Below are 12,256 nucleotides of genomic sequence, written 5' to 3'. Positions count from 1 at the left end.
AGCTATCGCGACTGAATTCTTACTCGCCCACTTTTTGAACAAATTGGCTTTTTTTGACCATTTTCGGCATGAAGTTTAACCAAACGAATCAAATTTCAAATTTTTTTAAATGAAACACTAGACATATCATCACGCTATAGATCATAATCCCGCTCATTGGAAGGATGGCCGAGTGGTTTAAGGCAACGGTCTTGAAAACCGTCGACTGTAACAGGTCCTAGAGTTCGAATCTCTATCCTTCCGCCAAATTACGCCGGCATAGCTCAGTTGGTAGAGCAACTGACTTGTAATCAGTAGGTCCCGAGTTCGACTCTTGGTGCCGGCACCAATAAAAAACCCTGTTATCTGAATAAGATAACAGGGTTTTTGCTTTTCACCTTGTCACTGCGGCAGCAGGGTTACCACTGCCGCCCATCAAGTCAGCCATTCTTCGCCAACTGCGCAACCAGCTGATTAACGCCATCACTCATATTGCTAAATTTCGTCAACTGAGTGCGGGTCACCACCACAAATACGCCAATGTTCTTCTCTGGAATCATCGCCATATAGGTAATAAATCCACCGCCACCACCGGTTTTTTGCATAATACCCGGCAGATCTGCATTCGGTGCCATGTAAACCCAGCCCAGACCCAATGCATCGGCCTGACCCGCAACATCCATACCCTTCAGTGAGGTCAGATCACGGCGCTGGAAATAGAGTGCCTGCTCACGTTTGGCTGAGCTTTTGCGCGCACTGTTATCGGAAGATAAGAATTGCTGCATCCAGCGCTGCATATCCTCTGGCGTTGAGTAGACTCCGCCACTGCCCGCGGCCGCGGTAGTATTTTCACAGCGGCTGCTACCAACGCCCACCATCAGCCGGTTACATTGCTCTGCCGTCGGGGTGAGGGTGGTATTTTTCATGCCCAGCGGAGCAGTGATTTTATCTCGTAGCAGGCTGGTATAAGGCTTCCCTGAGGCTCGTGATAATGCATCGGCCAGCAAGTCGTAGGCCAAATTGGAATACGCGGCTCTGACACCCGGCGGCACGGTCACATTGGCCTGTTTTAGCCACTGCCAGCGATTATCTTTGGTCGGCCAGGTGAACACCGGTCTTTTTTGCGGGCCGCCGGGTTGCTCACGTGGCAGACCACTGGTATGGCTCGCCAGATTCAGCAAGGTTATCGGCTGCTTTGCATTATAAGAGGGGACTATGGCGCCCTTAGGCGCGTATTTCCGCAACGGATCGGTCAGTTTCACCGTGCCATCATCGGCCAGTTTGACCATCACTTCGCTGGTCATCAGCTTAGTAATTGATGCAATGCGAATTAATGAGTCTGGACGCGGGCGTAGGTTGTTACCGGGCTTAGTTTCACCAAAACTGCGGTTGACCACTTGATTATTATCGATAACCACCAGTGCCATCCCCATGGCACCACTGTTATAGAAAATGTGTTCGGCATGTTGATCAACAACTTGTGAGGCCAACAGCTCAGTTTTAGCCTGGCTACACAAGGAGATGGTGAGTAGGGCTGTGGCCAGCAGTGAGGAGGAGAAATATTTCAGCACTCTTTTATCCATGTTCAGAAAGCAAAATAAGTGGTCGTGGAGTTATAGTAATCGGATATCTAAATAAAACATTCTGAAATTATCTTGTAGGCGAATAATTTACATTACCGGGAAGGGCATCGCGGCAGAAAAGCGCGAAAACTGACCAATCAAGCTATTTAGATCAAAAAAAACCACATCTTAGACCAAAAAAAAACCGCATCGGAGAGCGCCGATGCGGTGGATTATGATAGGTAACAATTAACTTTCAGTCACCGGTTTAGGGATCACTGTTGTTGATTCCTTCATGCCCAGTGGGTTATTTCCCCAGCACTGCTCATATTTCCAGCCGGTTAGCTCCTCAGCAACCACTCGGGCATGGGCTGGAATATCCGCCATAGCCCCGCCACCTTTGATGCGCTCAATCTCCTCCAGCAGAATTTTATGATTTTTGCGATCTAGCTTCATCTGGGTGGTGTAGTAAATAGCGACTAGCGCCAGTGAGACCACCCCGATGGCAAATACGCCAACGATCGCTTGCACCGCCACTTCTGGCTGGCTCGATTGCCCAGAGACAAAGCCAAAGCGGCTTAACGTCCAACCCATGGCGAAGACAATAATCGAGCGCACCATTTTACCGGCGAAGGTCATCGCCCCAGCGTAGATCCCTTCGCGGCGACGGCCAGTTAATACTTCGTCGACATCCGCCAGGAAGGTATAGACCGTCCACGGAATGTAATAAATGCCGCCAGTGCTTAAGCCGAAAACAGCAGTGATGCAGAACAGCACAATTACGGTTGTGGTTTGAGACCAACCGGTGAAATAGAGCGCGGCATAGGCAATCACACTGACTATCACCACTTGCAGGGCAATACGGAATGGGCGAGCAAAGCCCATCTTGACGCAGATGCCGATAAAGATGGCGGTAGAGATCAACTGCATGATTGAGCTGAAACTATTGAGCTGAGAAACCAGCGCGGCATCCTGACCGAGACCAAAAATAATAAAGTAGGTAAATGCGGAGGCGAACAACCATTCAGCACCGAAACCAAACAGATACATGCCCAGATGTTTGCGGAAAATACGCAGATGGAAGGTTGACGCCATATCCACACAGAGTTTTTTCAGTGCCTGACCTAAGCTGCTGGTGGTTTCCCGCACCACTTCGCTGGCCGGACGCTCCCAAGAGGAGCTGTAGAGCCAAATCATCGCGCAGCACATAATCAGACCGTAGGCGATACCGGTATAAAGGAAGGGGGTCGCGGAGTCTTTGCCATAAATAGCAATAAACTGGCCGGGAATAAAGGCGGCCAAAAAGTTAGCCACTTTGCCGAAAATCGCTTTGGAGCCGGTTAACTTAGAGCGCTTGGCAAAATCAGTAGTCATCTCAGTGGCTAACGTTTCGTAAGGCACCATGATGGAGGTGTAAATCAGTTCAAATAGCGCATAGGTTAGCAGGTAATACCAGAATCCGAAGCCGCTCATCCAGAGCATGGGATAGACCAATACCAGCGGGATACCCAGCAAGATAAAGAAGCGGCGACGGCCAAATATGCGACCCAGACGGGTATTGTAGAAGTTATCGGTGATATAACCCATCACTGGGTTACTAATGGCATCAAGAATACTGGCGATTGAAAAGATAGTGGCTGCCTCTACGACAGATAGCCCACAAAAGGTGGTGTAGAAATACATTAGCCAGGCACCGCTGATTGCCAGCGCTCCACTGCCCAACAAGTTGGCACTCCCGTACGCCAACGTATGCCTTGTTGAAATCTGTTTACTCATTTTTACCGCCACCTCAAATTGAAACAATGTTTTATTAATAATGGATAATCGTTTTCTTTATATAGGCATGGCGTTTTTAAAAATGAGTGTTTGATCACGAAAAAGGGTTTTGCGGCCTGAAATGGCACGAATTAAAGTAAAAATTGATATGAATCAATTTCGTGGTGGGTGGCGATTTTCGGTAAAAAATGAAATATCTATAAGAATACGATTAAGTGATAATGCCTTTTTACGCCAATCATGACCGTGACAAGTGTGGCAAGATTTTAATCAGCAGAGTGAAATATCATCACTAGCATTAGGTCTACTGCTCAGCGTGGTAGAGTATCAATATTGAGCACCAATGAATTATTACGGGCATAGCCCATGAATGAGTGCTGGCTACCGTCGTGGCTAGCAGTGAAGGATGTAAAATGGCGAAAAAAAACCCGTATTATGATGCTAATAAGCCACACCACACTGAGTTTGGCTTCCAGAATCTGGAACCAGTCATTCATCATCCGCAAGATTTAAAGCGCTGGCGTGAAGAGCGAAAACGCCAATCACTGCCCAAACCGCCTCAGCAGGGGTATGCACAATTTGTCAGCGACTGGTGGCAAGAGGCCGATTTCAGTGATCAGCAAGATGCCTTATGGTGGCTGGGTCATGCTTCGCTCTTGCTGCGGGTCAGTGGAAAAACCGTGCTGTTTGATCCGGTGCTCTCCAGCCGCGCTTCACCACTGAATTTTTATGGGCCAGCGCGCAAAACACCGGTCCCCACGCGGGTAAAGGCACTGCCGCCGATTGATGTGGTGGTGATTTCCCACAATCACTACGACCATTTGGATGTGACGACCATCACACAATTACTGCGTCGCTTCCCTGAAATTACCTTTCTGGCCCCGCTGGGGTTAAAAAATTGGTTGCTGCAACACGGTGCTCGCCATGTTCACGAACTGGATTGGTGGGAGACACAGCTTGCCGCCGAATTTGAGTTTCACTGTGTACCAGCCCGTCATTGGAGCATGCGCACACCTTGGGATCGCAACCACACTCTGTGGTCGGGTTGGGTGGTCAAACGTGGTGAGATTAACTTCTATTTCACCGGCGATACCGGGTATTGCCCGCAACTACTGACCATTGGTGAAAGGTTAGGGCCATTCAATTATGCCGCTTTGCCCATTGGCGCTTATGCCCCGCGCTGGTTTATGCAGGCGCAACATATGGACCCGCAGCAATCGGTGCAGTTATTCCAGCAATTGCAGCAACCGATAACAGTGCCGATTCATTGGGGGGTGTTTGAGTTAGCAGATGAATCATTAGATGAGCCACCACAGCAGCTCAAACTGGCGCTATCTGCCGCGGGTGTGACGAATGATAATTTTGCGCCGATTAAAATTGGTGCGCGGATCTTACTGGGCTAAAGGCGTTTCAGCGGGCGAGATAACCCGCTGAAACCCAAAGATAATGATTCGAATGCTGGGTGTCGAACTAGATCCTGAATTGATTCACTGCCTCGGTCAAATCGCCCGCCTGAGACTGTAATGCCGCAGATGCCGCCGTCGACTCCTGAACCAGTGCCGCATTTTGCTGCACCATGGTATCCAATTGCGCGACTGCACTATTGATCTCATGGATGCCACGCATTTGTTCATCTGCCGCGTTGGTGATTTCCGACATAATGGTCGTGACATCAGACACGCTGCTGACAATCTCGGTCATGGTGTTACTGGCCAGGCGGACTTGACCCGAGCCGGAGGAGACGCTGCTGACGGTGGATTCAATCAGAGTTTTGATCTCTTTTGCCGCCTGCGCACTGCGCTGTGCCAGTGTGCGAACTTCACCCGCCACCACAGCAAAACCGCGTCCTTGCTCACCGGCGCGCGCCGCCTCTACCGCTGCATTTAGTGCCAGGATATTGGTTTGGAAAGCGATGCCATCGATGACACTGGTAATATCGCCGATTTTGCCCGATGCGGCCTCAATCGACTCCATGGTGGTAATCACTTTGGCGATCACCTCGCCGCCACGGGAAGCATCATTCGCAGCAGAGAGCACGGCGGTGTTTGCTTGCCTTGCGGCACTAGCCGACTGGGCCACGGTGGCTGAAATCTGCTCTAATGCGGCCGAGGTTTGCTGCAAGCTGGCAGCGGCGGACTCTGTTCGTCCTGATAAATCCTGATTCCCCGCCGCAATTTCGTTAGCGGCAATCCGCACCGACTCACTGGTATCGCGGATTTGTGCCATCACGGCACTGAGTTTGTCGGCAAATTGGTTAAATGACTGGGCGATTTTCGCCACTTCATCGCGGCCTTCGACCGGTAAACGTCGGGTTAAATCCTCTGCACCAGAGCTGATAGCATCCATCGCCTTATGCACATGGTTCAGGGGGAGTAGGGCGCGCTGGGTAATTAAGCTAATAATCACCACGGCGATTAAAATAATGACGATTAGCGTGACCAGTGATGTTGTCAGCAATGAGCGCATACCGGCGGTGGCATGGGTTTTATCCAGTGCCACCACGGTAAACCATTGAGTGCCAGGTACAGACTGCGCGAGCAGCAATTTACTCTGGTCACCAATGTTGGCAACAATAGGATCAGTCGCGCTCAATAGAGTCTTAAGCTCTAATGTCGGCGCTATTTCACTCAGCGGCTTAAGAGTTAACTGTGCATCGGGATGCGCGATAATGGTGCCATCGGCATCAATTAACATGCCGAAGCTGTCATCCGTCGGATGTATAGATTTCACGTTTGCAATTACGCTATCCATAGTCACATCAGCGGCTAATACCCCTTTCACACTCCCATCCTGAATAATAGGTAAGGCAAAGGTCACCACTAATTGGTTGGTTCCCGCATCAACATATGGCGGTGTTACCACGGGTTTACCGGCTTTAACCGCTTGTAAATACCATGGCCGCCCAGTGGGGTCGTAACCTGCGGGGATACCATCGGGATTAGAAAAAGTGGCTGTCTTATTGGCGTAACCAATATAAACGTTAATAAAGTTGCCCGCCGCGGCCACCTGACGCAGTGCTGCCGTCGGATCAGCTGTTAGTGCGCTATCTTTCAGCGACACAATCATTTGTGTTTTAGTCGCCACCCACTCCGCGATCCCAACACCGTGACTCGCCGTCACGGCGGTGAGAGTGTTATCGATTGCGCTGCTGTTATATTTGTTGGCAACTGAGTAGTTAAAATAAGTGTTAATGGCGAGAGAGCCTGCCACGATGATGATGCAGGCTGCCAAGATACGTGAACGAATGGAATCAAGCATAGAGCGTCCTAAATAGATGGGAAGGCATGATTCAAATAACGGCTTGGCAGGGAAAAACTTGAACTGAGTCACAGTAATAAATGACAATAAGTGCGCCATTGTTAATGCTTCTTTATGTAACAGTGACAGCTATGGGGGATTTTGTTGCTATTGATATCTAATAAAAACATCAGCTTGCTAATTAGATAGCTTAAAAATTAATGATAAAAATGAAAAAAATGTTGAAAAAAATAGTGATATTTAAAGTGCTAATTCAGCATCAATGCGGGTATAGCGGGTGTGTACACGGCGCATTGATGCTGGGATGGGGTGATTACAGTTTATTGATGTAATTAAAAGGTATCGACACAATTAAAATTTATACTGTAAACCCAAAGAGACTGTTTGGCTTTGGTGAGCGATACCCGCGCCATCGGAAATAGCTGTTGACATACCCGTGGTATGGCTGAGAATTTGTGCCTTTCCTCTGCCTTCGGTATAGCGATTCCAGGCCGCTTCAACAAATAGTTTGGTATTTGGGGTCAGGTAATAACCTGCACCAAGGGTGACCGCATAATAGCGGGAGTTCTTACTACTATCTTTGAATGATTGGTTTCGTTGATAGTGTTCGTCACTGCTATTAGCATTAACCCAACGGCTGTACTTCAATAAAGTCGTCAACTCGAAATCTTGGTAACGATAACTGCCTGCCAGGCCAAGATAGGGCATATCAAATTTCTGTTTATAACCAATGAAAATTATATTATCGGGGAGTTTAATCAACTTATTGCGAGATTTAATCTCTCCGCCATAAGCCGCCCAACTATGATTACTCCGTTGATAGCCTGACATTACCCCAATACGATAGTTTTGCTCATTCAAAAGCCAAAATTTAGCATTAAGATCAATTTCGTTGGCATAGCTTAAATTGGTTTTTTCATGGTGAGACCACTGAGACCACTGAGTCTCATTTTTGTTTAACCAATCATAATCATCCATTACCCCATCACCAGATGATAATGTACTCCAACCTCGAGCGGTTAATGTTAAGCTGGATAAGAGATCCCATGAAATATCCATCTTGATAATTGGAGTGTTCTTCGCTTCCCAATCTAATTGGCTCAGCTTATGATTATTATTTCCGGGATGATAAGCAAACTCTTGCGATTGTGCATTGAGTAATCCCAGCGAGGTGCTAATAGTGACATTATCTGTGCTGCCCGAATGATAACTGGCAGCGGCAGCATGACATGTCATAAGTAGTGCTAACGTACATGCGCTTTTTTTTACCAATGTACTGTATTTCATTACTGACCTTTAATTTTCTTAAATATCGATAATGAAAAATAACATTGATACAGATTTAATTTTTTAAATTAAAAATTAAAAGAATATTAAAAATATTAATCGGCACTAACTTTGTTAGAATAGCACAAAAAACAGTCTATTCCGGGCGGGATCACCCGGGTGACTTCATATCAAAACTCAGTAACGAGCCATTCGTCTGCTTCATCAAACATCTCTTCGACCAGGCGATTGAGTACTGATTTCTCTTGCTTGTTGGCATCTGTATTGATGCCGTTAGCTTGCATTGCTTTGACTTTAACCTCGGCACCTGGAAACACACGATGCACACGTTTAGTCAGTTCAACCTTAATCATTTCACCAGCATTGGTAAGGCCGGCGACATTCCGTTTGTCATAAATCAATTCAACACGCATGGGTTTTTCCTAAATGAACAAACAACTGTTTAAATATGGGTCTTCCCCGATCATGGTGGGAGACTCAGAACGCCATGTTCAGCTTTCCGTAGTGGAACAGCACACCCAGTTTGAACCGTTCTTTATTCCTAAAGCCTCGTGACTTGATCCTGAGCAGGCGTATTTTGCTGTTTAGAGACTCCGCATTACCGTTCGATACTCGGTGTTTCATTGCATTTAGGATCCCGTAAAGACGCTTTGCCACCATGCGGGCAACGCTTGCCATGAGAGGGATCCCGCTATTCTTTGCCATTAACATCCATTCTTGCCACAGCCTGCGGCTATGCCTGTCATAACGCCTGTGCCAAAGGTCGCGGGCAAGTTCTTTCATTACCCAACACTGGCTAGTTTCGGGTAATACCAGACGTGCTACTTCCAACCGTTCCGCCCTGCCTCCGTGTCGATTTTGTTTACCGTAAAACCACAGATAACGCGAGCGATGAGCCCCTTTCCTGTCTAACGACGAGATGCGTTTCATTTCCGTCATTCGTGTTTTATCAACAACGCCGCAGAGCGTTTTTGCCACATGGAAGTGGTCGAAGGCGATTTTATCCACGGCATTGGGAAGATGGATCCGGGCTGCGCTGATATAGGCCATGTTCATGTCCATCGACAACGTTTTTATCTCATCCAACTGGTGATCGCTCAGGCTACGCAGATAGCTAGCAAGGCTCTCAACGCCGCGGTCATCTGTCAGTTTCAGAGCCCGGCCTTGCCGGTCAGAGATAACGGTGACGTACTTATGGCCTTTTTTGAAGGCCACTTCGTCCACGCAGAGGTGGCGGGCCGATAAAGGCCTTTTTATCCGGGACAGGCCCCGTTTAACGGCACGCACCATGATACCGTCTACGGCATTCCAGCTCAGCTTAAGCTGCTTTCTGACGGCATCTACCGTGCTGATTTTCAGCCATGAGAGGACAAAAAACTCGAACAACAACGTGTACCTGCTACCGGGTCCAGCCCAGGGGACGGGCAGTGTCTGGCAACCGTGTTCAGGGCAGTCAATGCGTGGGACATCAGCTTCAACCAGCGTGGTGAACTGGCAAGTATCGAGGTGACGCCATTTACGGTGTCGATGGTCATGTATAGGGCAGGATTTACCACAGGTCGGACAGGTTAACTGAGTATGTTCAGCGATGCCGACAGTAACTGTCACAGAACCGGCATTTTCATCGAGAGAAACTGATTTGACCTGCCACGGCGCGGACAGGTTGAGAATGTGTGCATAGAGGGACTTTTCGTCCATGGCAGGCTCCCCAGAAAATCAAGACTGCCACTATAATGCCCTCAGCCACCACAACAGGGGAAGACCCTTAAATATACAGTTAATTTTAAAATAAAACAACGTGATTGTCGCCCTACAACCACCCCCCTCGTTAGTCTCTTCGTTTCATGCTAAATTCGCGTATCTAAGGTCAATACATCGTTTTAGGTATCATATGTTTACATATAAAGAAATATCAGCGCTTAACGAACTGGAATTGATTGTTTATAACTACATCATAAAAAATACCGACAAAGTGATGTATATGACCATCAGAGAACTGGCGGATGCTGCGGGTGTCTCTACCACCACAGTGTTACGTTTCTGCAAGAAGATGAATTGTGATGGTTACTCTGAATTTCGAATTCGTTTTAAGCTCTATTTAGAACACGATGATAAACCGCCGGTCAGTTTTGGTATTAGTGAAATAATTAGTTATTTTAAGAGTATAAATAATAGTGAGTTTGATGAGTTACTTGATACGGCAGCAGCCCAAATAGCTGCATCAAATAGAATTATATTTGTTGGCATTGGCACCTCTGGTGCGCTGGGGAAATATAGCGCGCGTTTCTTCTCTAATATTGGTAAGTTCAGCACTTATATTGATGATCCCTATTACCCTATTAACAGTGATATGTATCAGGATGCCATTGCTATCATTCTCTCGGTATCCGGTGAAACAGAAGAGATTATTCGCATAGCCAATCAGTTTAGTCTACACAAATGTAAAATAATTAGTCTGACCAATAGTGAAAACTCGACGTTGGCTAAAATGGCCGACCTTAATATCTCTTACCATATGCCACCTATTGTCCTTGAAGGGCATTATAATATTACCACTCAAATTCCGGTGTTATATATTATTGAAACCATTGGCAAGAAACTCCCGCAAATAACGCATAAAAAAGCACCCTAAAACAGGGTGTTTTTTACATGTGACATATTACAAATTGTGATTTTTGTTATATCGTGACTTCATTTTTCTTTTTGCTAAACTCCACTCTGCATCAAATAAAAATACTAATAATAAGTTAATAACGTTCTGCTTACCTTATACTCAGTACTCGCGACAGGAGATTAATAATGGCAATTGATTATGCATTGGCCGCTCAGGAAATTATTAAATATATTGGCGGTGATAATAATGTGATTACTGTCACACATTGTGCGACACGTTTACGTTTTATATTGAAAGATAATAAAATTGTCGACAAAGAGCGGTTAAATCGCGTTAAGGGTGTTATTACCGTTATTGAAGCGGGCGGACAAATGCAGGTGGTGATCGGCAATCACGTCGGTGATGCCTATCAGCACGTTACCCGTTTGATAAGTATCGATGAAAGCGCCCCGGTTGCTGCACCAAAGGTGGGTATTGTTAGCCGCCTGATGGATATCATCTCCAGTATCTTCGCTCCCTTTCTTTACCCGCTGGCTGCCTGCGGTATCTTGCAGGGGATCATCTCTTTTCTTGCCGCGATCGGTTGGATGGATGCGGCGAGCGGAACCTACCGTATTTTGAATTTTGTTTCATGGACTGGTTTTACCTTCTTGCCGGTGATGGTGGCCTTTACCGCCGCGAAAAAATTCAATGTTAATCCCTTTACCGCCGTTATTACCGCCTGTGCGCTGATCAGCCCTGATTATATGAATATGCTGACGGCCAATAAAATCACCACGGTGAATTCAGCTGATCCAGCTGTTCAGCAACTGATGCATGAAGCGGTGAATAATCCGCAGGTTGCCCATATTCTGAATACCATTGCTGGCATTCCTTTATCATCCCCGACCTTGGATTTCTTCGGCATTCCCGTGCAATACCTGAGTTATACCGCCTCGGTTATCCCGATCATTTTAATGGTCTGGGCGATGTCTTATGTGCAGCGTTTCTTCGAGCGCATCTTACCGATGGTGGTGCGTAATCTGTTTACCCCGATGTTCTGTATCGCCATCATGGTGCCATTAACACTGCTGGTTTTCGGCCCGGTCGGTAATCTGATTGGCGGGGCTATTGGTGGAGTTTACAACACGCTGTATAACCTTAGCCCAGCTATTGCAGGCTTTATGGTCGGGGCTTTCTGGCAGCCACTGGTCACCTTAGGTGTTCATTGGGGGATTACGCCGGTCACGGTCGGTAACTACGCGACTCTGGGTTATGACACCTTTACCGGTCTGCAGGCTTCTGCGGTCTTTGCCATGGCGGGTACTATGTTTGGCGTTTACTTAAAAACCCGTAACCGCGAAATGAAAGGTATTTCACTGTCGGCAGGTATCACTGCACTGTTCGGGATTACCGAGCCGGCAATTTATGGCGTCGCTTTACGGTTGAAAAAACCTTTCTTGTGCAGTTGTGCCGCCGGTGGGATTGGCGGGGCGGTTGCCGGTTCATTTAATGCCGTGTCGTGGAGTTACTGTTTACCGGGGATCGCGGTACTGCCGGTCTTCTTTAAAGAGGGGCATATGGCACAGTTCCTCGGGTTCCTGCTCTCTATCACGGTGGCATTCGTATTAGGTGCTGTTTTCACCTGGTTGGTTGGTTTTACTGATGAGCCAGAAAGTGCGGAGCAAAGCGGCAAAGCACCAGAAATGCCGATTGCTCAGGCGCAGATGAATCAGGGCTAAAGTCATTTTCATCTTCCGGCGGGCAATTACCCGCCGTTGATTTCCATTTTCAGGGTGCA

General features: G+C 47.3%; 9 protein-coding genes and 2 tRNA genes. 5 read left to right on the top strand and 6 right to left on the bottom strand.

What is annotated here, in order from left to right; translation table 11 throughout:
* The first annotated feature begins 158 nt into the window (after nt 1–158).
* Nucleotides 159–246: transfer RNA gene (locus tag FFE93_RS14190), tRNA-Ser, on the top strand.
* A 6-nt stretch (nt 247–252) separates the two neighbouring features.
* A tRNA-Thr gene (locus FFE93_RS14185) sits at nt 253–328 on the top strand.
* 91 nt (nt 329–419) lie between these two features.
* Here the strand turns inward: FFE93_RS14185 and ampH are convergent.
* Nucleotides 420–1,562, bottom strand: coding sequence for a D-alanyl-D-alanine-carboxypeptidase/endopeptidase AmpH (ampH, locus tag FFE93_RS14180; protein ID WP_138775368.1), 1,143 nt, complete (start codon nt 1,560–1,562; stop codon nt 420–422).
* A 228-nt stretch (nt 1,563–1,790) separates the two neighbouring features.
* Nucleotides 1,791–3,317 carry an MFS transporter gene (locus FFE93_RS14175; RefSeq protein WP_032899079.1) on the bottom strand — a complete coding sequence of 509 codons (1,527 nt, stop codon included), beginning with the start codon at nt 3,315–3,317 and terminating at the stop codon, nt 1,791–1,793.
* A gap of 413 nt (nt 3,318–3,730) precedes the next feature.
* On the opposite strand from FFE93_RS14175, the gene FFE93_RS14170 reads away from it, so the two are divergent.
* A complete protein-coding gene (locus tag FFE93_RS14170; protein WP_054872880.1) occupies nt 3,731–4,720 on the top strand; it encodes an MBL fold metallo-hydrolase in 990 nt (329 codons plus the stop codon).
* A gap of 67 nt (nt 4,721–4,787) precedes the next feature.
* On the opposite strand, the gene FFE93_RS14165 is transcribed toward FFE93_RS14170, so the two are convergent.
* From FFE93_RS14165 to FFE93_RS14150, 4 genes are all read right to left on the bottom strand, one after another.
* On the bottom strand, nt 4,788–6,575 hold the full coding sequence (locus FFE93_RS14165; RefSeq protein WP_054872881.1) for a methyl-accepting chemotaxis protein: 1,788 nt from the start codon (nt 6,573–6,575) through the stop codon (nt 4,788–4,790).
* Nucleotides 6,576–6,926: 351 nt separating this feature from the next.
* Nucleotides 6,927–7,862, bottom strand: coding sequence for an omptin family outer membrane protease (locus FFE93_RS14160; RefSeq protein ID WP_057647027.1), 936 nt, complete (start codon nt 7,860–7,862; stop codon nt 6,927–6,929).
* Nucleotides 7,863–8,032: 170 nt separating this feature from the next.
* Nucleotides 8,033–8,275, bottom strand: coding sequence for a DinI-like family protein (locus tag FFE93_RS14155; protein WP_005279543.1), 243 nt, complete (start codon nt 8,273–8,275; stop codon nt 8,033–8,035).
* Nucleotides 8,276–8,339: 64 nt separating this feature from the next.
* Complete coding sequence (locus FFE93_RS14150) at nt 8,340–9,560, bottom strand: ISL3 family transposase (RefSeq protein WP_138775004.1); 1,221 nt, start codon at nt 9,558–9,560, stop codon at nt 8,340–8,342.
* 193 nt (nt 9,561–9,753) lie between these two features.
* Here FFE93_RS14150 and FFE93_RS14145 point away from each other — a divergent pair, with 193 nt between their 5' ends.
* Nucleotides 9,754–10,494: a MurR/RpiR family transcriptional regulator gene (locus tag FFE93_RS14145; RefSeq protein WP_005279545.1), complete on the top strand. Its 741-nt coding sequence runs from the start codon at nt 9,754–9,756 to the stop codon at nt 10,492–10,494.
* Nucleotides 10,495–10,661: 167 nt separating this feature from the next.
* Nucleotides 10,662–12,197, top strand: coding sequence for a PTS transporter subunit EIIC (locus FFE93_RS14140; protein ID WP_138775367.1), 1,536 nt, complete (start codon nt 10,662–10,664; stop codon nt 12,195–12,197).
* Nucleotides 12,198–12,256 lie beyond the last annotated feature (59 nt).

This window comes from Yersinia sp. KBS0713, from assembly GCF_005937895.2.
GTDB lineage: Bacteria > Pseudomonadota > Gammaproteobacteria > Enterobacterales > Enterobacteriaceae > Yersinia > Yersinia bercovieri.
Note: the sequence above shows the minus strand (reverse complement) of the source record. Positions and strands in the feature narration are given on the sequence as shown.